The sequence below is a fragment of the Acinetobacter pittii genome (genome assembly GCF_034064985.1).
Taxonomy (GTDB): domain Bacteria; phylum Pseudomonadota; class Gammaproteobacteria; order Pseudomonadales; family Moraxellaceae; genus Acinetobacter; species Acinetobacter pittii_H.
Map to the genome: position 1 here is coordinate 3250757 of NZ_CP139249.1, position 23845 is coordinate 3274601.

Sequence of the window (23845 nt, forward strand, 5' to 3'; positions counted from 1 at the left end):
AGTATTAAAAATGAATTTATTCCAAGTTAAACCAAACGAATTTGTCAAAATTGTTGACCTAAAAAAAGGTAACCAATATTTAGATAAAAATGATCCAGTTCTCGAACGACTTGAATTGTTAGGTTTCAGAATTGGTGAAACTTTACAAGTTCTAGCTAAGGGACTTTTCGGTGGTGATCCAGTATTGGTTCAAATTGAAACTTCTCGATTTGCGTTAAGAAAGAATGAAGCTGAACGAATTTTTGTAGAGATTGTTTCAAATGAACAGTAAAAATATTGCACTTATTGGTAACCCAAATTGTGGGAAAACATCTCTCTTTAATACTTTAACAGGTACTCGTCAAAAAGTAGCTAATTATGCTGGTGTTACTGTTGAGCGGAAAGAAGGTTTTTTTAAACTACCTTCTGGTGAATCAGTTCGAGTTTTAGATTTGCCCGGCACATACAGCTTAAAGCCTACGAGTCTAGATGAAGAGGTAACAAGGGCTGTATGCTTAGGTGAGCTTGAGGGTGAGGTTCTACCTGATATATATGTATGTGTGGTTGATGCCACTAATTTACATTTACATTTAAGTCTTGTGCTTGAAATAAGGGCATTGAATCGACCAATGCTTCTTGTTTTAAATATGATGGATGAGGTCAAAAAGCGTGGTATTTCGATAGATATTAATAAGCTATCAGAATTGTTGGGTATCCCTGTTATTGAGGCTGTTGCCGTTAAAACTAAAGGCGTGCAAGAACTACTAAATCAATTAGATCAAAAAAATCTATTTGTCACTCCTTATCATTCTGATCTGAATCATTTTGATCAGATTAAAAATATTACTAAACAGGTAATTTTAAAAAATGATAACGGTGATGCAAGAACAGCTTTCTTGGATAAAATTTTCTTACATCCTGTACTTGGTTTAGTCATCCTAACGCTTACCATGTTTGTCATGTTCCAAGCCGTTTTTATCTGGGCACAACCTTTTATCTCATTAATTGAAAATGCAATTGCTTGGTTAGGTAATACAATTGGCCCGCTTATTACTCATCCATTACTTAGAAGTCTTATTGTTGATGGGGTAATCGCTGGATCGGGTAGTGTTTTGGCTTATATGCCGCAGATCCTTATCTTATTCTTCTTTATTTTAATTTTAGAAGAATCAGGTTATTTGCCACGAGCAGCATTCCTTTTGGATAAATTAATGTCCAAAGCTGGTTTAAGTGGACGTTCCTTTATTCCACTATTGTCTAGTTTTGCCTGTGCTATTCCTGGTGTCATGGCAACACGAAGCATTAGTTCGGAAAGAGATCGTCTAGCAACCATTATGATTGCGCCATTAATGACTTGTTCTGCAAGATTACCTGTTTATGCTTTGCTAATTGCGGCATTCATTCCAAACAAATTAGTTTATGGTTGGTTGAGCCTACAAGGTTTAGTTCTTTTTGGACTATATATGGCTGGAATTGTTTCAGCATTATGTGTTTCTTTATTTTTGAAACTAGTTAGAAAAGATAAAACAGAAAGTATTTTTATCTTTGAGTTGCCTACTTATCGATTGCCAGATATTCGAAACGTTGCATTAGGACTTTATGATCGAGCTACGATCTTTCTAAAAAGAGTTGGTGGTATTATCGTAGCATTATCTATATTGCTTTGGGTGTTGGTTACGTTCCCTCAACCACCTGAGCATGCCACGATGCCTGCTATCAACTATAGTTTAGCTGGACAACTTGGACACATTATTCAGCCTATATTTGCACCTATTGGCTTTACTTGGGAAATCTGTATCGCATTAATTCCTGCTATGGCTGCAAGGGAAGTTGTCATTGCTGCTTTAGGTGTAATTTATGCTATGTCTGGAGATGAAGATACTGTAACTCAAACATTGTTGAGTCAAATCTCTGGTCCTGATGGTTGGGGGCTAGCTACAGGGATGTCATTATTAGTTTGGTACATTTTCGCACCACATTGTCTTGCAACATTAGCGACCATTCGTCGTGAAACTGGTAGCTGGAAACAGCCTGTTATTATGGCGACTTACTTATTTGGGCTTGCGTATTTCTTTGCCTTCATTACATATCAGCTTATTAGTAGACTTTAATCAAAATAAGAATATTTCATAAAGAAAAATGGATGCCTTCGCATCCATTTTTCTTTTAAGTATCAAACTGATTATGAGCTTTTTTTCACAGCAACAATAATCTGACTCTCACCCTCTATTTTTAATTCGAAGTCAACCTTTTCCCCTACAGTTAAACCATTCAATAATGCTGGATCTGCAACTTTAAAGCCCATGGTCATTGCAGGCCATTTAATTGCAGGAATTGCTTCATGGTCGAGTGTTAGAATATTTTCTTTCGTATCAATAGCAGTAATCACACCAACAGCTTGAGCTGTTGCAACTGTAGATGACTCTTTACTCATCTGCTCCATCGGTGCTTCCGCTTTCTTTTGCTCTGATGCCTCATTTTTGCTACATGCACTTAACGCAGCAACAGTTGCAACAAGAGCCACAATTTTCATAAATTTCAACATAATAAAACCTCTTTTGACGAAATAATAAAACTATCAATTCTTTGATAGTTTTCTTTTGATTAAAAGCTGATATGCCGCAGGGATAACAAACATAGATAAGAGAGGGGCTGAAATCATCCCCCCAACCATAGGTAAAGCAATACGACTCATTAATTCAGAACCTGTTCCAGTCCCCAACAGAATAGGGATTAACCCCGCCAAAATGACAGCGACTGTCATTGCTTTAGGGCGAACACGTAGCACGGCTCCTGTATGAATTGCCTTATTGAGTTGTTGCTCTGTTAAGGATGCCGTTGAAGAAGATAGGCTTTGCTGTGCATGCTCAATTGCTTGCTTTAAATAGAACAACATGACTACACCAAACTCTGCGGCAACACCAGCAAGTGCAATAAAACCAACAGCAATCGCAACCGAAAAGTGATAATCACTCAAGTACATAGCCCAAATACCACCAATCAAGGCAAAAGGTAGTGTTGCCATAATCAGAACAGCATCTTGTACTTGCCTAAAAATCAAATAGAGCAATAGAAAAATGATCATCAAAGTAATTGGAATAACAACTTTTAAGCGAGCATTCGCACGCTCCATGAACTCAAACTGTCCTGAATAGCTAATGCTCATGGCAGAAGAACGTTTTACTTTTTGGTCTATGGCCTGCTTCAAATCTTGTACAACCGAAGCTAAGTCACGTCCTTGTACATCGACATAGATCCAACCACTTGGACGGGCATTCTCACTTTTAAGCATTGGCGGCCCATCTGTAATTTGAATATTAGCAACACTACTCAAGACTATTTGTTGACCAGATTCAGTTAGAATCGGTAAATTTCTTAAGGCTTCCAGTGAATCTCGAATCTCTCGTGGGTAACGTACATTAATGGGATACCGTGCCAAGCCTTCAACAGTTTCACCAATATTTTCCCCGCCAATCGCTGATGAGACGATTTGCTGTACATCTTTAATATTGAGACCATATCGCGCAGCCTGCATACGGTTAATATCAACATCAACATATCGACCACCTGTGAGCCGTTCAGCTAAAGCTGAACTAACACCGGGCACCTGTTTAGCCACTTGTTCAATTTGCTGTGCTACCCGATCAATATCTTGCAGATCATTTGCTGAAACCTTAATCCCGATTGGACTTTTCACCCCAGTTGCCAACATATCAATCCGGTTACGGATAGGTGGCACCCAAATGTTTGTTAAACCCGGTACTTGGACTGCCTTATCTAGTTCTTTTATCAATTTGTCAGGTGTCATACCTGAACGCCATTCAGACCGTGGTTTGAACTGAATCGTGGTTTCAAACATTTCTAATGGTGCAGAATCTGTGGCTGACTCTGCGCGACCAGCTTTACCGAATACTGTTGCAACTTCAGGAACGGTTTTAATCATTCGATCAGTCTGTTGGAGTAGCTCAGAAGCTTTTGCTGCGGACAATCCCGGTAAAGCTGAAGGCATATACAGTAAATCACCTTCATCCATATTGGGTAGAAACTCCCCACCTAACCGTGTTAAAGGGAAAAGACTAATAAGGAAAATTAGCAATGCACCAAGTAAAATTGTCTTTGGATGAGCTAAAACCTTATCCAACATAGGGCTGTATATTTTGATCAGAAAACGGTTCAGTGGATTACGCTGTTCAGAAGGTAATTTCCCTCGAATCCAATAACCCATTAAAACGGGAATCAAGGTAATGGATAAACCTGCTGCTGCTGCCATTGCATAGGTTTTAGTAAATGCCAGTGGTGAGAACAAGCGACCTTCTTGTGCCTGTAAAGTAAAAATAGGAATGAAGGATAAGGTAATGATGAGTAGACAGAAAAATAAAGTTGGCCCGACCTCACTGGCAGAACGTGTAATGATGTTCCAACGGACTTGTGCTTCCAAGACTTGCTCAGGATGTTCGTGTTGCCAAGTTTCGATATGCTTATGTGCATTTTCAACCATTACAATTGCGGCATCGACCATAGCGCCAATCGCGATAGCAATACCACCCAACGACATGATATTGGCATTTAGCCCTTGATAATGCATCACCAAGAAAGCAGATAAAATCCCAAGCGGCAAAGAAACAATAGCCACCATTGCTGAACGTAAATGCCAGAGGAATAGTCCACAGACTAAAGCCACCACAATAAACTCTTCAATTAATTTATGGCTGAGATTTTCTACTGCTCTATCAATCAATTGACTGCGATCATATACAGGAACAACTTGTACACCTTTCGGTAGACTTTGTTGTAATTCAGCTAGCTTCGCTTTCACAGCAGTAATCGTTTCACGTGCATTTTTACCTGCTCGTAAAATCACGACACCCCCAACCGTTTCACCTTGCCCATTCAATTCACTGATGCCACGACGCATTTCTGGACCAAGTTGAATAGTTGCAACATCACCTAAAGAAACAGGAACACCGAAACTATTTGTTCGTAAAGGAATTTGGCGAAAATCATCTAAAGTTTTTAAATAACCAGAAGCCCGCACCATATATTCCGTTTCAGCCATTTCCAGAACTGAACCACCAGTTTCCTGATTAGCTTTTTGAATCGCCTCAATGACATTGTTTTGTGTGACACCTAAAGTAGCCATCTTGCTTGGGTCTAAGACAACCTGATATTGCTTAACCATTCCCCCAATTGTGGCAACTTCAGCCACATTAGGTAATGTCTTCAGTTCATACTTTAAAAACCAGTCTTGTATGCTTCTCAGCTCCGAAAGATCATGCTGTCCTGTTGGGTCTACTAATGCATATTCATAAACCCAACCAACGCCAGTGGCATCTGGTCCCAATGAAGATTTCGCATTTGCAGGCATTTTCCCTTGAATTTGATTTAGATACTCCAATACACGAGAACGGGCCCAGTAAAGGTCAGTATGTTCATCAAAGATGACATAAACAAATGAGTCACCAAAAAAAGAATAACCGCGAACAGTTTTAACACCCGGTACCGATAACATGGTTGTTGTTAAAGGGTAGGTCACCTGATTTTCAACAATTTGTGGTGCCTGACCAGAAAAATTAGTTCGAATAATTACTTGTACATCAGACAAATCTGGTAATGCATCGACCGGAGTATTCTTTACGGCCCAAGTTCCCCAAGCAGCCAGAATTAAAGCGGCCAACAGGACAAATACACGATTCGCAATTGAAAAACGAATAATACGGGCAATCATAATCGTCCTCCCGTTTAGTTCTTCATAGATGTCATAGACATCTTGGAAATGTCAGAAATAACGTAAGTATCTCTAGCATGTGTAAAACTAAAACGGACCTGATCGCCTTGCTGAATTTGGGTAAATGGTTGCACTGGTTGTTTAAAGCTCATAGTCATAGCCCCCCAACCCAACTCAGGAATCGCCTGATGTGAAATGGTAATGTCTTGAGCTGTGACTTTTTCAACTTTACCAATGCCTTGATATATTGATGTCTTAACCACTTGGGATGAAGTCATCGATTGTCCAGTGTTCAGCTTATCCAATACACCTTGTAAATTTGCTTCAGAATCAATCAGGAATTGCCCTGAAATTACTACCTTCTGACCAGCTTTCAACCCTTGTAGAATTGCAATTTTATTGCCATCACTTTGACCTAAATGTACTACAACAGGTTCAAAATGCCCTTGCTCATGTCCCACAATGACAACGTTCCGAGTACCTGTACGTATAACAGCTTGCTCTGGTATAACTAAATTGCTTTGTGGGTTGTTGGAGAATTTAACAGAAGCAAACATTCCCGGCTTGAGCAGTCCCTCTCTATTGGGCAACTCAATACGAACTTTTATGGTTCTACTCGTGCTATCCAAAGTTGGTAAAATATCAATAACTTTACCGGACACTATTTGAGGGTATGCAACAAAAGTAGCTTCAACTTTCATTCCCCGTTTTATCCCGGCAATTTGTGCTTCTGGAACAGATGCTTCTAACCAGATTGGGCTTATCCCCTTGATAGTGACAAGCGTTTGCCCCATAGCTAAAGCCATTCCATTGCGGACTTCTAACGAATCAATAAATCCACTCACAGGTGCACTTAAAGTCATATTGGATTGCACTCGATGTGTCCGCTCGACTTGATTAATCACATTTTGTGGGATTCCTAAAAGCTGTAAACGTTGTCGGCTTGCCTGAATAAGAGAACGATCTCCAGTTCGAAGTACAGCTAGAAATTCAGTTTGTTCTCCTGTCCATTCGGGTATTGAAATATCAGCTATGGGACTGCCTTGCGTCACCATATCCCCAACGGCATGTCCGTACACTCGTTGGACGAAACCACTTGCCCTTGTTTGTAAAATAGCTACCTGTCGTTCATTGGTCTGCAATATACCATTGGTTAACAAAGCATTTCCCATCACAGCTTGTTCGACTGAAGCATAACGGATTGCTAAATTTTGTTGGAGGGATGGATCAATCTTAACCGCAGGATAACTGTCTTCAGTCATCGTAGTATTTTCATTTGCATATTTAGGAACCAGTTGCATGTCCATAAATGGCGATTTCCCCGGTTTATCAAAATGCTGTTCAGGCTTCATTGGGTCATACCAATACAACACTTTGGCAGCCTGTTGCGGACCTGATTGAGGATTGTATTTCTGATGTGCAATCCAGTATCCAGCGCCACCACCCGCAGCCAGACTAATTACCGCAACGCCCATGACAGTAACTGCTAATTTATTTCTTAACATTATGGCTGCCCCTCAACATGGTTTAAGGTCGGTTCTTCAAAGGCATAATAAAGTTGGGCTTTAGTCACAGCCTGTTGCTGTTGGAGATCAATGAGACGCAAACGCTGTTCTAAAAGAGCTTGTCGAGCAGCAATAACATTAGATAAATTACTTTTACCTGCTTGATAGCTTGCCAACTGTAAACCCACTTTTTGTTTAGCGAGTGGAATACTTGTTTGCATCGCACGTCTAATTTGCTGATCAAGTGCATCAAGATCGGATAACCCATCATCTAGCATAGTGAGATGGTCACGGTATTGGACTTCTTGATCGGCAGTAATCCTGTTTTGTTCGGCTAAAGCTGCCCGAATGAGTGGACTACTACGTCTTTTTGAAAACACAGGAAGCTCTGTTGTTAGTTGCACCCCGATCATATCGCCAAATTCGGGTGCTCGATGCTGATAAGCAAGTTCAATACCCCAATCTGGTTTCTGTAAAGCCTGAGCTTGCTTCAGTTTTGCTTCAGCAGTTTGCTTTTCTGCCTGAAATGCTTTTAATTCAGGATGTTGATGCAAATGATGATATAGCTTTGATCTATCAAGGTAGATAGATGGTGCTTGGTCAGGTAAGGTTTCAATTTGAGAGAGATTTTCAGTAGGTTCTGCACTGACTAACCGATGCAACTCCAACTTGGCTTTATTTAAATCACGAAGTAAATCATCCTTCTGGTCAAGCAATACCGTGGCTTCTTGTCTTGGATCAAGTGCATCGGCAATGATTGTACGACCAGAGATGACCTGTGTTTGAGTAATTTGAGAAAGTAATCGATTCTCTGAAAACAGTTCATCGTATAGTGCTAATTTACGTTCAAGATAAAAGCGCTTAAGCCAAGCAGATGCGACTTTCTGACGTAACTCAATACGCAGAATCTCAGTTTGAGCATTGGCCGAACCTAGTTCAGCTTTTGCTAAATCGACCTCAGCTTGTCTTTTGGCACGATTTGGAAAATCTTGCATCACGCCAATTTTTTGCATAGTCATACCTTCTCGTGTGACTGACCATGCAGCATCGCCAGATACAGGGTAATTATCTAAGCCCACAAATAGTTTAGGGTTAGGTAAAATACCTGAAGCTGAAACCATATCCTCAGCCCCTTCAATCTGGGCGCTATTTGCTCTTAGGGTAGGTGCATATTGCTCAGCAAGATTCAAAGCTGTATCCAAGGTCAGTGGCTGGGCATAAGCATGACCATAGGTCAAAGAGAAGCAAGCCACAGCTATTGACCATCCCCCCCATTTTCGAGACAGTTTTTCTTTATAAAAGTCCATATTTCTAGCTCTAAAAAGATGTACACGCGCGCGTGCAGAACATCCATAGAAAAATCTATGAATGATAAAAAATCATCAGATTAGTTAGAGCGTGGGGGTTTCCATAAACCAGAAGGGTATGGAGAAGGAAGGTTTTGATCTGGAGAATAAAAAATAGAGCGTTCTATTGGAGAGAACACAATTGAGTGCGAAATATCTTGAGCAGTGTTGGCATAAGCAATCTTGGCAAAAGACATAATACAATCTTGCTCAGAGAGCCTGTAAATTATTTTGTGTAAGTTCCATTTTTTATAAATGATCTTTTAATCGATCATCGAACTGAATCGTAAACCAATTCATTGCTAAACGCCAATTTTGAATTGGCATCGTCCATTTCTTCGCAGCATTTGATGTTGCTAAGTAAATGACCTTCTTTACTGAGTCATCAGATGAAAAGATTTTCCTTTTCTTCGTTGAATGGCGTATTACGCTATTCAACGACTCAATCGCATTTGTTGTATAAATAGCATGACGTATTTCGGCTGGATAGCTAAAGATCGTTCGGATATTTTCCCAATTGGCCCGCCAGGATTCTCCAATTTTGGGATACTGGTGATTCCATTGATCACAGAAGATGTCTAGGGATTTTAAAGCATTTTCCTCTGTACTTGCCTGATAAATCGCTTTCAGACCCGACGTAACAGCTTTGTAGTCTTTCCAGCTTACAAATCTCAGGCTATTGCGTACAACATGCACGATACATAGTTGAATATCAGTATGAGGGTAAACAGAGGCTATCGCGTCAGGGAAGCCTTTTAATCCATCTACACAGGCAACAAGAATGTCCTGTACTCCTCGATTTTTTAGCTCTGTCATGACTGACAGCCAGAATTTGGCACCTTCTGTCTGAGCAATCCACATACCCAGTAATTCTTTTTGCCCATCCATATTGATGCCTAAAGCAGGGTATACGGACTTGTTAATCACATTGGAGTGCTGACGGACTTTGACAACAATACAGTCAAGATAGACAACAGGATAAAGGCTATCTAAGGCTCTATTTTGCCACTCAGTCACTTGCTCAATCACAGCATCGGTAACTTTGCTGATGAGAGATGCTGACACATCGGCATCGTACATTTCTTTGAAGAAGGCTACAATTTCCCTATTAGTCATTCCTTTTGCATACAGTGAGAGGATTTGGTCATCCATACTGGTGATGCGTGTTTGGTGCTTTTTGATAATTTGTGGCTCAAATGAACCTTCTCGATCACGGGGAATATCTAAAGCCAGTTGTCCATCTTGAGTTGTAATGGTTTTAGAACTAAACCCATTACGGCTATTTGAGCCTTTCTTGGGCTGATGCTTTTCATAACCGAGATGGTCTGAAAGTTCAGTATTGAGTGCAGTTTCAATCATGAATTTTTTAAAGACTGCTGTCATTTGGTTTAAGTCTTCTGGTGTTTTTAGACCTTTAGCCAATTCGGCAGCCATACTTTTGATTGTTGCTTCATCCATGTGAAGTACCTTTTGTAATTATCCTCTGAAGGATAAATGAAAATTAAGTACTTACACAAAATTTAGAACAGTCCCTGCTCAGACATACATGATGGATCATGTACATCTTTTTTTACCTTCACCTCGGTTTTCATACAGTCAGTATGCATCATACCCCGAACTTCGGACAGCTCCATTTGCATGGTTTGTATCTGTTCAGATGGCATTAAACAACGCTTATGTACAGATGAAGCAGCAGCAGCCGATCCTACTAACAGGATAGCAAACGATAAAAACAGCGATAGGCATGTCTTTAACCACTGCATAATGATAAGACCAAAATTTAAGCTTTTTTAGTTTTACAGAATTGAAAGGCAATAGCAACAATTTCATGAATAGTAGCTAAAACTACCATTCATGATTCCAAGTTATAGTACATTAAAAGCCCAATTCGATGCCTGCACCATATCTCCATCCTTTTTCGGACTCAGTTGCTTCTTGCATATTAGTCGCTTTTTTTCCTTTTTCATATTGATAAGCAATATCTACAAAAGGTCGGATTCTCTTAGTAACTTCATATCTGGTTTTAATACCTGTCTTTAATTCAGATAAACCTGATTTTGCAGCATAGTTAGAATTATCGCTAAACACAGCATCTACTTCGAGATAAGGTTGTGTGATCAATTTCTGGGTTAACAAGAAATCACGCTCGACTTCTAAGCTTGCCCCCCAGAAATTATTCTCACCACCGTACAAATAAGCTTGGGTTTCAAAGAAATAGGGAGCTAATCCCAATACGCCAATAACACCATCAACCCGATCACTATTGCTGTTATTTTTATCTTCACTATATCTCACCCCCGCCTGCACATCCCAGAAGGGTGCTACATTACGGCTATAAAGTGCAGACACATCATATTTTGGATCATGACTTTCTACTTTATCCAAATTTGCTTCAATAAATAGGCGATTTTCATCTGTGCCTATCAATGTTTCAATTTTCGATCCTAAAGTACCTTTGCCATCTTCATCCACAGTCCACTCATTCTCAAATTTAGTCGTTTGAAAAACTTGTCCACCATGTTCTTTCAGATGCTTATCATGATTTCGGCTATTAGATGTTTCAACTTCAAGACCTGCATTGTTATCTCCATCATTACCAGAAGTTGAATTTTGATAAGTATTACGGTCAACATAACCTAGCCCACCAGGCTCTTTTAACAGCATTTTCATACTCTCGGACTGACAGAATTTAGTACTATTATCCGTGCGTTGAACATCAGTATTATTTGCAAAAGCTAGACCTGATAATCCAATTAAAGCTATAGATAAAAGTGTCTTAGAATATATTTTTTTAGTGGTGCGCATGTTGATTTACCCCCTTATCATTAGTATTAGGTTGAGTAACAACATCTTTCGAAGATGTACTATTACTATCGACATTTGCCACAATAAGTTTATTCATCATTCCAGCAGACATGTGATAGAGCAAATGACAATGGATGGCCCATTCACCTAACTCATCAGCAGTTAATAAAGTTGTAACTGTTTTACCTGGTGGAACAATTACTGTATGTTTATTCGGCATATTACTTGGATCTTGGCCATTTTCCAGTTGCATAAACATGCCGTGTAAATGCATTGGATGAGCCATCATACTGTCGTTAACAAATTTCAAGCGTATACGCTCACCATATTTCACTTTAAATGGTTCAGTTTCATTAAACTTCTTACCATTAATTGTCCAAATATAGCGCTCCATATTTCCCCCTAAGCGGATTTCAATTTCACGTTCTGGAGCACGAGTATCTTTTTGAGGGGTTAAAGATTGTAGATCACTATATTGAAGTGCTTTTAGTCCAGCTGGGGTTGAGGCATTCGCCCATCCGTAAACCACCTCATCTGATCCAGAAGAGCCCATTGTTTTTGAAGACATGTCGTGACCCATACCTTTCATTGAAGACATGTCGTGACCCATACCTTTCATTGAAGACATGTCATGACCCATACCTTCCATCGAAGACATGTCATGATCCATACCTTTCATTGAAGACATGTCATGATCCATACCTTTCATTGAAGACATGTCGTGACCCATACCTTTCATTGAAGACATGTCATGACCCATACCTTCCATCGAAGACATGTCATGGTTCATTCCCATATCTTCCATCGTCAGTAAAGCACGGGGACGAGGTGTCGGCATCATTATATTTTTTACAGGTGAAGTATTTTCATCATGTAATGTACCGATAGAAAAACCACTTCGATCAATAGATTCAGCTTCAATCTGATAACTTGCTTGTTTCGGTTCTACAATAACATCATAAGTCTCAGCGGTTCCTATCCGGAACTCATCCACTGGCACGGGTTTTACTGGTTGTCCATCCGCGCTGACTACTGTCATTTTCAGATTAGGAATTCTTACATCGAACAAAGACATTGCAGAAGCATTGATAAAACGAAGACGTACTTTTTCTCCAGCTTTAAAATTTCCAGTCCAATTTTGTTCTGGAGTCTTACCATTCATTAAAAACGTATAGTTTGTTACATCAGACATATCTGTCTTAAGCATTCGCATCTGATTCCACATGGAACGATCTTTCCATGTTGCTTTTAAACCATCTCTTTTAATCTGCCTGAAAACATCAAAAACCGTTTCTCTTCGATTCTGGTAATAATCAGCTTCTTTCTTGAGATTACTCATAATCTGACCACTAGTAGAATTGTGAAAATCAGAGAGTAAGACTACGTAATCTCTATCAGCTTTTTCTCCAGCCGTTAAAGGAACTTTATTTTTGGGATAAATAACTAGAGGACCATACAAGCCATCTTGCTCTTGGCCTTTACTATGCGAGTGATACCAATAGGTTCCATTCTGACGAACCTTGAATTTATATTCATAGGTTTTATTTGGTGCAATACCATCAAACTTGTTGAACCCAGGTACTCCATCCATAATGCCAGGTAAAATTAAACCATGCCAATGAATAGATGAATCTTGGTTTTTCAACTTGTTGTGTACGCGAATAACGGCATCATCACCTTCCTCAAACTCAAGAAGAGGTGCAACAAACTTACCATTTACAGTAATTCGTTTTAGAGGCTTTCCTGTAATATTCACCGTCTGTTCAGCAATTGTTAAATCATATTCTTTAACCGCTGCCATAACCCAAGTCGACGAAAACAATCCGACTCCTATTAAAAGGACATGACTTAATTTTCTAGACATTTATTTTCACCTATCTATAGTTAATTGAGGGCTAAGCAGGTGGATAAAATACTTTCCCTCAATATCTTATTTCGCGTATTAATTATTTATTTGGCATATTCATTTTAGAATGGTCCATCTCACCCATTTGAGAATGATCCATGTTCATCATTTTAGAATGATCCATTTGGGACATATCAGACATTTGGCTGTGATCATGCTGACTATGGTTTTGTTGATTTTCCTTGCCATCTTTCATATCACAAGGCTTTTTGCATTTCTCTTGTGCTTTTGAATTTACTTTAACTTCTGTACTTACAGTATTTTTCTGTTGAGCATCCGCAGCCCAAGATTGGCTTCCAGCAATTAAAGTCCCAACACACATAAAAGCAGTAAAGCTACGACGGAATAGAGTTTTCATTGATTGCTCCAAAAATAAATTTTATATAACTAACTTATAGGTTGGAACCGGACATCTATGTGACTTGAAAATGACATTTTTGTAATCTACATCGCATCCTGTATTTATAACGTTATTATGGTCTTAATATGCGATACGGGGCTTAATAAATGAGAATCTTACTAGTTGAAGATGAACAAAAAACTGGTGATTATCTAAAGCAAGGTCTTTCTGAGGCAGGATATATTACAGACTGGGTTACAGATGGCTTATCAGGTAAACATCAAGCTCTTTCTGAAGAATATGATCTAATTATACTAGATGTAATGTTACCGAAGTTAGATGGTTGGAATATCATTAATGATATTCGCAAAAGTGGCAAAACTATGCCTATCCTTTTTCTCTCAGCACGTGATCAAATTGAAGATAGAGTTAAAGGCCTGGAACTAGGAGCTGATGATTATCTCGTTAAGCCTTTTGCTTTTGCAGAACTTCTTGCCCGAATTAAAACTTTACTTCGTCGCGGTCAACAAAAGGAAGATAGCAATATTATTACTATTGCTGATCTTGAACTTGATCTTCGTAAACGCCGTGTCACACGTGCTGGACAAAGAATTGACCTTACAGCTAAAGAGTTCGCATTGATGGAATTATTCATGCGTAGACGTGGAGAGATTCTGCCTCGTGCTCTCATTGCTTCTCAAATATGGGATATGAATTTTGATAGTGATACAAACGTTGTAGAAGTCGCTATTAAACGTCTAAGAAATAAAATAGATAGTAATTTTAGTCCTAAGTTGATTCAAAACATCCGCGGAATGGGGTATGTCTTAGAGGTAGAAGATGACTCATAAACTGTTTAATGCGATCAGTTTCCGTATTGCTCTCATCTTCTCATTATCTACCATTATTATCTTAATGATTATGGGGCTGGTCATTCATCAGCTTGTTATGCATCATTTTGAAACTCAGGACCGCACTCAGCTAGAAGGGAAAATTCAGCTTTTAGAAAATTTACTGGAACAGAATCCGAAAAATACCGATGAACTAAAGATATATTTAAAAGATGCTTTAGTTGGCCATCATGACCTAATTGTCCAGATTGAACGCCCAACTGGCCAAATCATTTTTAGTTCAGCACCTGCCGTTATAAAGGCTAAAACATTAGTAAAGTCCAAACATATCCCTTGGATAGAGTGGGAAATTCAAAATAAAACATACCGCGGTTTAGTTTATAAGAAGTCGTTTGATAAAAATATGAGTGTTCCAACTGCTCAAATTATTGTTGGAATCGATACCTCCGAACATCAACATTTTTTAAACGACTTTAGACGACAATTGTTATATATCGGAGTGGTGGGCACAATTTGTTTAATGTTTTTAGGTTGGTTTGCCGCATGGAGGGGCTTACGTCCAGTTCAGAAAATGGCAAAAGTTGCAGAAGGTATTTCAGCTCAGCATCTATCTGAACGTTTAGCAGTCGATAACACTCCTACTGAACTAAAATCATTAGCCATAGCCTTTAACGATATGCTAGATCGATTAGAAACTGCTGTAGAAAAACTCTCAGATTTTTCATCTGATCTTGCCCATGAAATTAGAACGCCAATTAATAATTTAATGACTCAAACTCAAGTATGTTTATCTCGTAGTCGGGATATTAATACTTATCAGGAAGTCCTCTTTTCTAATCTGGAAGAGTTTGAACGTTTGGCTCGAATGGTTTCAGATATGTTATTTCTTGCAAAGGCAGAGCATGGCCTACACTTACCAAACCTGCAGCAGATCAACCTGGTACAAGAAATTTCTGCTTTATTTGACTTCTATGATGCTATCGCTGCTGAAAAGGGAATGTCCCTAGAACAAAGTGGACAAGGATATGTAAAAGGCGATCCTTCAATGTTACGTCGTGCACTGAGTAATTTACTATCAAATGCGATCAAATATGGCAAACCTGATACAGTAATTAAGATTAACTGCCGACAAAATATTGATACCACTATATTTACAATCGAAAATGAAAGCTCACCAATAACATCTGAGCAGCTGAATCGGTTATTTGACCGTTTTTACCGTACGGATGCGTCCAGACAAAGAGTTGAGGAAGGCACAGGTTTAGGTCTAGCAATTACCAAGTCAATTCTTGATGTACATGGTGCAACGATTCAAGCGGACTATAACAACGGTCGGATAGCTTTTCAAATAATTTTTAAAAGATAAATATTTGTGAATAAAAAATAACTGACTACTCATTTCTATATCTAAAAAGTTATGAGTAGTCAGACAATGATTCTTTCTTAACTACGTAACCTTAAAGCATTACCAATAACCGATGCTGAACTTAGGCTCATTGCTAAAGCTGCGATCATAGGAGAAAGTAGCCAACCGGTAAATGGATATAAAATACCCGCAGCTAAAGGGATGCCTAAAGCATTATAAAGAAATGCAAACATCAGGTTTTGCCTCATATTTTTAATAGTGGCCTCTGACAGGGAACGAGCGATCTCTATACCCCGTAAATCACCTTTGACTAAAGTGACTTGAGCACTATTCATGGCCACATCTGTTCCTGTTCCCATTGCAATACCAATATCCGCTTGAGCTAAAGCTGGGGCATCATTGATGCCATCACCTGCCATTGCAACCATTCTTCCTTCTTTTTGTAATTTATTAACCAGTTCCAGTTTATCTGCCGGTTTAACTTCTCCATAAACTTCATCAATGCCTAATCTAGCTCCAACTGATTTTGCAGTAGTTAAACCATCTCCTGTGGCCATTATAATTCTTAAACCAGAATTCTTCAGAGCATGCACAGCCTCAGGTGTACTGGCTTTGATTGGATCAGAAACAGCCAATAATCCTACGAGCTTCCCATCAACAGCCAAATGCATAACACTCGCACCTTCTGCTCTTAATTGCTCAGCTTGAGGGATATATGTATCAACTGATATGCCGAGTTGTTCCATTAGAGCGGTATTGCCTAATGCTAATTGTTGCCCCTCTAACTCGCCCTTCACACCAATTCCGGAACCTGACTCGAAAGATGTTGGTGTGGTTAGTACAAGGTTTCTTTCACGGGCAGCCCGTACAATTGCATCCGCCAAGGGATGTTCACTACCTTGATCCAAGCTCGCAGCTAGTCTGAGAACTTCATTCCCTTCATATCCGGATAAAGCAATGACCTTATCAAACGAGGGGTGACCTTCTGTTAAGGTGCCTGTTTTATCAATAATTAATGTATCTATCTTACGTAAATTTTCTATTGCTGCGGCATCACGGAAGAGTACGCCATTGGATGCACCACAACCTGTTGCGACCATGATTGACATGGGTGTAGCCAATCCTAAAGCACACGGGCAAGCAATAATTAAAACTGCGACAGCATTGATTAGTCCATATACCCAACTTGGTTCTGGTCCAAATATTCCCCAACCAAAAAAAGTAAGGATAGATATACCGATCACCACCAGCACAAACCAACCGGCTACCTGATCTGCCATTCTTTGCATAGGGGCTTTAGAACGCTGAGCCTGTGCCACCATTTGAACTATCTGTGAAAGTACTGTTGAAGAGCCGACCTTTTCCGAGCGCATCACTAATGAACCGTTCATATTCATTGTCGCACCAATGACTTGGTCACCTATACGTTTTGTTACCGGAACTGGCTCCCCCGTTAACATCGACTCATCAATAGAACTTGAACCTTCTGTAATTACTCCATCAACAGGTACTTTTTCACCTGGCCGCACTCTCAGTAAATCTCCAACATGTACATGGGAAAGTGGGATATCTTCCTCTCGGCCATCTTCGTTAATTTTTCTTGCAGTCTTTGGAGCCAGCCCAAGTAAAGACTTAATTGCTTCCGAAGTCTGTGACCGAGCTTTTAATTCAAGTACTTGACCTAATAAGGTCAATGAAATAATGGCGGCTGTAGCTTCAAAATACACAGCGACACGCCCCATAGAAACAAAAGAATCTGGAAATACTTGTGGGGCCAAAGTCCCAACGAGACTATATATAAATGCAGCCCCAGTCCCAATTCCGATTAAAGTCCACATATTCGGACTACGATTTAAAATTGATTGCCAACATCTTACAAAAAATGGCCAACCTGCCCAAAAAACGATTGGTAAAGTAAGGACAAGTTCAATCCAGCTTTGCACCTTCATTTCAAACCAATTCAGTTGATGACCAAACATCGCCAAAAATACTACAATTAGGGTCAACGGTAAGGTGTACCAAAATCTTCTTTTAAAATCTTTAAGTTCAGAATTATCATCAGCTTCATCTAGATTGGGTAGTAATGGTTCTAGTGACATACCGCATATGGGGCAGTTACCGGGATGATTTTGCCGGATCTCTGGATGCATTGGGCAAGTATAAATTGATAAGGTATTTACACTATCTGAGTGTGTATCCATCTTATTTAGAGAGGCATTTGCGGAAGCAGATTCATTTTCTTTAGCAATATACAAAGCAGGATCATGCTTAAATTTTATCTGACATTTTTCACTACAAAAGTAAAAAGTCTTAATACCAACTTGTTCATGAAATTTAGATTCTTCTGTTACAGCCATGCCACAGACAGGATCCTTAAGTGCTTCATTTATACTTTTCTTTTCATGATGATGGTTCATATATAAACCTCCTTCATATTTAATTTAAAAAAAAACAATTAGCTTCGGACAGAAATAAATTTCCGGTTATTTGGATATTTAATGAACATTTTTCTTGATAAAGTCAGTTTAGCACTTGTGAGTTTTCAATTCTAAAAATGACAAAAATGTAATTTTGGAGTCATCAAGACGTTTCTCTCTTTCTTGAATAATAGGCATACAAAGAGTGATGACCAACTCTATCAATTTAGGAATTTCACTGGGTCATTACTTAGCAAGTACTAATTTTAAAAAGGTGATGAAATGAAAATTTTCCAAAATAAAGTGTCTGCTCTACGTAATGTACTAGTAGGTGCGACTATGGTTGTAGCTGCTTCAAGCGCATTTGCTCATGTCAAACTTGAAAGTGCTACTCCGGCTATTAATGCATCTGTAGCAAGCCAGCCCAAAAATATAACTTTGAATTTTGGTGATGAAGTCATGTTAATGAATGTCAAATTACTTGACGCTCAACGTAAAGACATCCCTTTAAATTACCAGGTAACTCATGATTTAAAAAAATCATTTGAAGTCGCAGTACCTAAACTTAAGAAAGGCAAGTACACAGTGGTTTGGACCACAATGGGTGCTGATGGTCATAACATGAATGGTGAATATAGCTTCACCATTAAATCAGCGAAATAACCATAAAACACCAGTAGTCTATATGCCAGCAGCTTGCTGGCATATTGCTATCGCGGGGGATAAATATGAATCCTGAAACTTGGATATATGCAACGTGGCTGATTAAAGTCATTTTATATTTAGGAATAGCCTTTGTCGTTGGGGGCGCCTTTAGCTATTTTCTACTGGGACGCTATGTAGAAATCAAGGAAATTCTCCTAAAGTACATTACTATTGGTGCCGGATTAGGCTTTATTTCAAGTACTTTAGGTTTCTTCGTTCTTATAGGAAGTTTTGCCAATACAGGTCTTTCTGGGATGTGGGACAGTAACTACATTAATATCTTAGTAAATACACCTACTGGGCATATCCATATCATCCGTTCAGTCAGCTTCGCATTTTTACTGTTATTTATGCTCGTAAAGCTTAGTAAAGGGACTATCCAGATTTCCAAAGTAGAAGGGACAATTTTTACCATCCTGCTCATCCCCATAGTTTTTAGTTTTTCACAACTAGGCCATGTTACGAATTTACCTTTATTAGCTCAATTCTTATTATCAATACATGTACTTGTAATGTCCTTATGGATGGGATCACTTTTCCCTTTATGGAGAACAACTAAAAAAATTACTGGTCTTCCATTAAAAGATCGCATGCATTTATTTGGAAGAATCGCAGCATTTGTTGTAGGAATACTACTCGCTTGTGGTGCCAGTATTGCGCTGTTACTCATTAAAGATTTTAATACTCTACTAAATACTCCTTATGGACATGGTTTTATTATTAAAATCGCATTTGTTCTAAGCATTTTATTATTAGCTGCCTCTAACAAATGGTATTTTACCCCTCGCTTACAAGACCCGAAATTTGCCGGACAGTTGGGTTATGCCATTTTATTTGAAATATCATTAGGCTTAATGATCCTTTTAACGACTGGATATATTACAACTGTAGTGGGAATTGATTAAATAGGTATATAGAAATTTAAAAAGTAAAATGAAAAAAATTATCTGATTCTGTTTGATTTCATTATTGGTTCAATTCTTGATATTTTTTCTAACTCCATAAGCTTTACTATTGTAAGTAGAGTGTAGTGTACGGCTATAGAGTCTCAAATCTTTTAAAATATAGGGGTAAAATTACTTACCCCATAATCTGCCTATGTTTTTATACATTAATTACATGATTTTCTGTAATTAATGTATAAATGAACTTAAATAAATAATCATACCTTATACAACCATTCTTAATGCCTGTTCCAATCCACGTTGTTTAAGGTTGGCCCCAGCTCCAAACCATGCCGAATCCATCCGATGATCCGTTGAAATCGCCCGTCGCTCGTGATCTGCAAATTCTGTAATACTGCACAACAAGCCATAAGCCGTATCTTTGGCTGAGGCTAACTCTGCCCCACGTCCATGTCCGTTAAACATGGTCATGACTTTTGACATGGCGCGCCCATTGGGTTCAGTTTTATTATCGGCTCTGGATGAGTTGATCTGTTTAGGCGTAGCTACATTACGGTAGAACTGAATGATACTATCATCCTGTTCGGCAATACTCAGATTCGTGTTATTGAACACAGCATCAAAGTAAGCTGCTGCTTCCTGCTGAGTGACTTTGCGTTGGCTGAGTTGCTTCATTTCATACATGTGTTCATCCCATGCACGAACTGAAATACCCAATTGCTGTTTGATCTTCTCAGCATCAAACTTGGTACTGTGTGGAACTTTAACTACACCAGCACTACTATTCTGCCCACGTAAGGCAATAGCTAAAGTGTTATTACATACCACACGAATCGAGGTAAATTGCGCCGTGGTTGCCAATGTGCCATCACATGCAGTTGCCAACAAAATGTAGCCATTACTGACATCCTTACTTTTCAACGCTGCCGATTGCCCTGTTCTTGCCAATGCCCAGAACTTACGCCCACCTTTAAGTACCCCCGCTGTTTCCAGTTCAAAGCCTGATTGCTCTGTTAGGTCTCGGTAAAATTCTAAAATCTCTTTGGGCTGGACTTCCTGATAACGCTGACTCACTACCGATAACGGCGCATGAGTATCTGAACGATAAAGGACTCTCTGATCTTCATACGGCATGATGATGCTTTGTCCACGTTCATTTTTTGCCATATAGCTGACATTGGATGATTCAATTCGCCAGTCCAGACCTGCTTGTTCCGCCCATACTTCTATAGGTTGGTTTCGGGTCAATTGATTCCCTAAACCATGCCAAGGGGTTTGACCTACAAATGCCATTTTTTCCACTTGATGTGCCATGATTGATTTCCTTTAAATGATTTAAATAATTTGAATTCTGTAAAATTGAGAGTTACTAAAAACCCGACTGCTTGATTTCAAAGTGCTCCAGACATTGCTCACACTGGTAATGCAAGGTCACCGTGTTGTCTTGATGCTGGACGTAGAGCAGAAACATGCCCCCTACAACTAACCCAACAAAGCCACCGACTAGTGGGTGAATAGGACTGCGCTTTGACAATTGCATACAGGCCGCTGCTAGAGACATGGGTGAGAATGATGAGAGCTTTGCAAATACACTTTGGTGAGTTTGCTCCGACTGCCGTAGTAATTTCAGATGCCTCGAATGGCAGTAAGGACATTGATGCATAGTCGTTTCCTCTAAATAAAAGGCATAAAAAAAACCACAAGCAAATGCTTGTGGTTTGATTGAGATTTATGTCGTTTTGATGAATGTCAGATTAACGAGTTACTTTTGGAGTCGCTAAACCTTTCTTGCTACATGGTTGGATACTTTCAATATATTGACCATCTCCAGTGTCTTTAAAGAAACCATGTTTTGATTTAATTTCTAAACACTGCCCCTTCTTAAAAGGTTTAACTTGAGGAACAACTTTGGCTGGTATGGCGTAGCTATTTAAAATGACTTCGCCTTTAGTGGTTGGAAATACCACTGATTCTTCGCCGTAATAGACATTGGCTTTAAGTGTAACCTGCTCAGTTTTAGCCAAGGCAATAGAACTGATTGAAAGGCTTAAAACGCCACAAGTGATAAGTTTGATAAAGTTCATAATCTTTTCTCTGATGTAAATAAAAGTAATCATTCAATAAATGCTAAAAGGCTATTTAAGTTAGTGACCAAAACATGGCTGGTATCCTTCATTCAGGACTTGATTGCTGTTCTTATCCCAACTCACCACATACCAAGTACATTGGTAACGGTCAGAGTCCCATGCAGTACGATAGGTCATGGTATTACCTTGCTGGCTCCATCCTTCAACTCGTTTACTCACCTGATCTGGACTTGAGCGGCCCCATACATTCATGAGGTGTGAAGCTAACATTTGATCAATATTCGGGATGGCTGACTTTAAATCACTAGGAGCAGATTTGATTGGCTTTAATCCATAGCGAGAAGCATTGGAACTTAAGGTTTTCCCTTCATGGTACTCACCATCAACTTCTGAACTGAGATTACCTAGACTTGTATCTTGTGCTTTTGCCTGATCAACCGCGGCTATTGCCCCCGCAACCACCTCATCTTCAGCTTGTGAATGAGCAGATTCTGATTCCGGGTTTTCCACCATACTTTCAATTCCAGTGAAACCTGATTCAACGGGTTCCGATGCTGCTTGTGTTGTGGCAGATTGATTTTGTACCTTAGATTGTTCTAAAGCGAGTTGTGCTAACTGAAGTTCAGTTTGTCGTTTTTGATGTTGATTAAATAAAATACCGCCTGCAATTAACACCGCCATCATGACTACAGTTAACAACCAATATAACGGTGGTATCTTTTTAGTTGAGTTAGTGCTGTTCTTTATCATATTCATATCATTACCTTGAAATAGAGGATATACGGCGCTTTAGTGCTGCCTTCACTGGGGTAATATGTAAGTAAAAATTCTTTATTTTCAGTTATTGTCCAAATAGCTTTTTAATACTGCTCTTGCTTCATTCAGTTGCTGTGCCTGACTTTCAATCAACTGACGAACAGATTCAGGTAAGTTCTGGTATTTATCGGGATGGAACTCAGCCATCTTTTTTCGGTAAGCAATTTGCAAGGTTTGTTCAGTCAGTGAATTAGGCTGAATATCAAGAAGTTTGCACGCTTGAAGTTGTTCACCGTTGAAAGTAGAAGTAGTAGACTGATTCACTTCATCAGCCAGACATTGATAAATAATTTTGACCAGATCCGGAAATACGGCTTTAGAAACATTGGATACACGACATAAATGGGTCATGAAGAGATCCGCCTGATTCTGCTCAACTTGTCCCAGTGCCATTGCATAGACCAGTTGCTCAATCATCTCTCTACGGAAGTTATAGGCCAGCTTATCTTTCAGGTCTGCCAGACGATGCAACAGGTCGTCATAATCGAAGTGCGTCTGTTCATTCAGTAGTTTTTCAACATACTGATGCACACCCTTATCATTCAATTTAGTAAAATGATCGGATACCGCTGCTTTTGATCGGCTATTCCACTGACCCGCACTAAAGGTAATAAAGTAAGCAAACAGATCAATCATGATCTGCATCTCGGCATCAATATTTACATTCGTTTGCTTGGTTGCTTGCTTGCCCTGACAACATTCATTTAGGAATGCCACCAAAGTTTTTACCACACCTTTATCGAGTTGACTAAAGTTCAGTTCATCATGACCATTGATCAAAATAGAACTGGTAAGTATTCCAATATCAGCCTCTATTCGCTGGATGTGTTCAAACGGATAAGCTTGTTCATCTTCAAAGCTTTCTTTATAGAAAAGCCCCTTTGCCGTGAGACACATTCCAGCCTTGGCACTACCAAATACAGTGTCATCAATCAGCATCAAGACATCATTGGGACTTACACCATGTGGGAGATAGGTCATGGCACCTTGCAACTTTTTATTGGGAATGACTGGTGAAAAATAAATATTATCGCTACATCGCAATAAGGGCACCCACTGACTCTTCTGGATTCGATCCGATATGCTCATCAC

General features: G+C 39.3%; 21 protein-coding genes and 1 pseudogene. 6 read left to right on the top strand and 16 right to left on the bottom strand.

Going from position 1 to position 23845, the window contains the following annotated elements; genetic code table 11:
- Positions 1–10 precede the first annotated feature (10 nt).
- Together SOI76_RS15595 and feoB are read left to right on the top strand one after the other, a co-directional pair.
- Positions 11–271 carry a FeoA family protein gene (locus tag SOI76_RS15595; RefSeq protein WP_001048218.1) on the top strand — a complete coding sequence of 87 codons (261 nt, stop codon included), beginning with the start codon at positions 11–13 and terminating at the stop codon, positions 269–271.
- Complete coding sequence (feoB, locus tag SOI76_RS15600) at positions 261–2090, top strand: ferrous iron transporter B (protein ID WP_001086233.1); 1830 nt, start codon at positions 261–263, stop codon at positions 2088–2090. The genes SOI76_RS15595 and feoB overlap by 11 nt, the downstream gene beginning before the upstream one ends.
- A 71-nt stretch (positions 2091–2161) precedes the next feature.
- On the opposite strand, the gene SOI76_RS15605 is transcribed toward feoB, so the two are convergent.
- The 10 genes and pseudogenes from SOI76_RS15605 to SOI76_RS15650 form a co-directional block, all read right to left on the bottom strand.
- The gene (locus tag SOI76_RS15605; protein WP_000911302.1) at positions 2162–2524 is read right to left on the bottom strand and encodes a copper-binding protein; all 363 of its coding nucleotides are present in this window, start codon (positions 2522–2524) and stop codon (positions 2162–2164) included.
- 33 nt (positions 2525–2557) lie between these two features.
- The gene (locus SOI76_RS15610) at positions 2558–5704 is read right to left on the bottom strand and encodes an efflux RND transporter permease subunit (protein ID WP_000561666.1); all 3147 of its coding nucleotides are present in this window, start codon (positions 5702–5704) and stop codon (positions 2558–2560) included.
- A gap of 14 nt (positions 5705–5718) precedes the next feature.
- Positions 5719–7209: an efflux RND transporter periplasmic adaptor subunit gene (locus SOI76_RS15615; protein ID WP_000945699.1), complete on the bottom strand. Its 1491-nt coding sequence runs from the start codon at positions 7207–7209 to the stop codon at positions 5719–5721.
- Positions 7209–8516, bottom strand: coding sequence for a TolC family protein (locus tag SOI76_RS15620; protein WP_000348405.1), 1308 nt, complete (start codon positions 8514–8516; stop codon positions 7209–7211). Before SOI76_RS15620 ends, SOI76_RS15615 begins: the two co-directional genes overlap by 1 nt.
- An 80-nt stretch (positions 8517–8596) precedes the next feature.
- Positions 8597–8752: a hypothetical protein gene (locus SOI76_RS15625; protein ID WP_165382809.1), complete on the bottom strand. Its 156-nt coding sequence runs from the start codon at positions 8750–8752 to the stop codon at positions 8597–8599.
- A 52-nt stretch (positions 8753–8804) separates the two neighbouring features.
- Complete coding sequence (locus SOI76_RS15630) at positions 8805–10013, bottom strand: IS256-like element ISAba26 family transposase (RefSeq protein ID WP_104080766.1); 1209 nt, start codon at positions 10011–10013, stop codon at positions 8805–8807.
- A 74-nt stretch (positions 10014–10087) separates the two neighbouring features.
- A pseudogene (locus tag SOI76_RS15635) lies at positions 10088–10318 on the bottom strand (hypothetical protein); the annotation flags it as partial.
- Between the two features lie 112 nt (positions 10319–10430).
- Positions 10431–11360 carry a copper resistance protein B gene (locus SOI76_RS15640; RefSeq protein WP_001260879.1) on the bottom strand — a complete coding sequence of 310 codons (930 nt, stop codon included), beginning with the start codon at positions 11358–11360 and terminating at the stop codon, positions 10431–10433.
- Positions 11347–13224: a copper resistance system multicopper oxidase gene (locus SOI76_RS15645; RefSeq protein ID WP_050560511.1), complete on the bottom strand. Its 1878-nt coding sequence runs from the start codon at positions 13222–13224 to the stop codon at positions 11347–11349. Before SOI76_RS15645 ends, SOI76_RS15640 begins: the two co-directional genes overlap by 14 nt.
- Positions 13225–13306: 82 nt before the next feature.
- The gene (locus SOI76_RS15650) at positions 13307–13624 is read right to left on the bottom strand and encodes a hypothetical protein (RefSeq protein WP_000853610.1); all 318 of its coding nucleotides are present in this window, start codon (positions 13622–13624) and stop codon (positions 13307–13309) included.
- A 149-nt stretch (positions 13625–13773) separates the two neighbouring features.
- On the opposite strand from SOI76_RS15650, the gene SOI76_RS15655 reads away from it, so the two are divergent.
- Together SOI76_RS15655 and SOI76_RS15660 are read left to right on the top strand one after the other, a co-directional pair.
- Complete coding sequence (locus tag SOI76_RS15655) at positions 13774–14457, top strand: heavy metal response regulator transcription factor (RefSeq protein ID WP_001221580.1); 684 nt, start codon at positions 13774–13776, stop codon at positions 14455–14457.
- Positions 14447–15823 (top strand): heavy metal sensor histidine kinase, encoded by a 1377-nt coding sequence (locus tag SOI76_RS15660; RefSeq protein ID WP_000149045.1) that lies wholly within the window; start codon positions 14447–14449, stop codon positions 15821–15823. Before SOI76_RS15655 ends, SOI76_RS15660 begins: the two co-directional genes overlap by 11 nt.
- A 77-nt stretch (positions 15824–15900) precedes the next feature.
- Here the strand turns inward: SOI76_RS15660 and SOI76_RS15665 are convergent, their stop codons facing one another.
- A complete protein-coding gene (locus SOI76_RS15665; RefSeq protein ID WP_104080383.1) occupies positions 15901–18240 on the bottom strand; it encodes a heavy metal translocating P-type ATPase in 2340 nt (779 codons plus the stop codon).
- Positions 18241–18522: 282 nt separating this feature from the next.
- On the opposite strand from SOI76_RS15665, the gene SOI76_RS15670 reads away from it, so the two are divergent.
- Both SOI76_RS15670 and SOI76_RS15675 read left to right on the top strand, forming a co-directional pair.
- Entirely contained in the window at positions 18523–18903 is a 381-nt protein-coding gene (locus SOI76_RS15670; RefSeq protein WP_000689220.1) for a copper resistance protein CopC, read from the top strand.
- Between the two features lie 65 nt (positions 18904–18968).
- Positions 18969–19850, top strand: a complete 882-nt coding sequence (locus SOI76_RS15675; RefSeq protein WP_001067741.1) for a copper resistance D family protein — start codon at positions 18969–18971, stop codon at positions 19848–19850.
- 264 nt (positions 19851–20114) lie between these two features.
- On the opposite strand, the gene SOI76_RS15680 is transcribed toward SOI76_RS15675, so the two are convergent.
- The 5 genes from SOI76_RS15680 to SOI76_RS15700 all read right to left on the bottom strand — a co-directional run bounded on the left by SOI76_RS15680 (position 20115) and on the right by SOI76_RS15700 (position 23842).
- Positions 20115–21164, bottom strand: a complete 1050-nt coding sequence (locus SOI76_RS15680) for a DUF932 domain-containing protein (RefSeq protein ID WP_000951141.1) — start codon at positions 21162–21164, stop codon at positions 20115–20117.
- 55 nt (positions 21165–21219) lie between these two features.
- Positions 21220–21513, bottom strand: coding sequence for a hypothetical protein (locus tag SOI76_RS15685; RefSeq protein WP_075400723.1), 294 nt, complete (start codon positions 21511–21513; stop codon positions 21220–21222).
- Between the two features lie 91 nt (positions 21514–21604).
- Complete coding sequence (locus SOI76_RS15690) at positions 21605–21934, bottom strand: hypothetical protein (protein ID WP_001009292.1); 330 nt, start codon at positions 21932–21934, stop codon at positions 21605–21607.
- A gap of 60 nt (positions 21935–21994) precedes the next feature.
- Positions 21995–22693: a hypothetical protein gene (locus SOI76_RS15695; RefSeq protein ID WP_031945661.1), complete on the bottom strand. Its 699-nt coding sequence runs from the start codon at positions 22691–22693 to the stop codon at positions 21995–21997.
- Between the two features lie 81 nt (positions 22694–22774).
- The gene (locus SOI76_RS15700; protein ID WP_019767983.1) at positions 22775–23842 is read right to left on the bottom strand and encodes a J domain-containing protein; all 1068 of its coding nucleotides are present in this window, start codon (positions 23840–23842) and stop codon (positions 22775–22777) included.
- Between the last annotated feature and the right edge of the window lie 3 nt (positions 23843–23845).